Raw genomic sequence first — 545 nt, forward strand, 5'->3', positions numbered from 1 at the left:
GAGCCATTGAGATGACGTAAGCACCGAACGCTTCGCGCGGTTGCAGAGCGATGATCTTACAGGTGTCTAACACCTCTTTGACCGGCTCTGATGGTTCCCAATCGCGTGGCAGTAGCGGACGTTTAGACGCAAGTTCATTGGTGAGGAAAGCAATTTTATCTTGCTCGCTCCACTGTTCGTAATCACCAATGCCGAGGTATCGAGTCAGCTCAGAGAGTACATCTGCGTGGCGCGTACTTTCCTGGCGGATATCAAGACGAACTAGGTGAACGCCAAACGCTTTCACACGACGCAGCGTATCTAGCAACGAGCCGTCAGCGATGACGCCCATGCCGCACTCATGCAGTGATTGGTAACACGCGTACAGAGGATCCCAAAGCTGTTCAACTTTTTGTAGCGGTGCTTTGACTGCCAGTTTTTGACCGTGGATCTTCGCATCGAGAATATCTTTGGTTTCATTGAGCAGAGCACGTAGTTGTTTCAGGATTGCGCGGTATGGTTCGTGTTGATCTTCACCAGCTAGTTCACGAACTTGATCGTTAGAA

At 50.5% G+C, this 545-nt stretch carries 1 protein-coding gene; it reads right to left on the reverse strand.

Translation table 11 applies throughout. The features are described from left to right. On the reverse strand, window positions 1–545 hold a 545-nt coding region (locus R7Z77_RS27870; protein WP_318137373.1), incomplete at both ends, for a phosphoenolpyruvate carboxylase.

The organism is Vibrio sp. 1401, assembly GCF_033340295.1.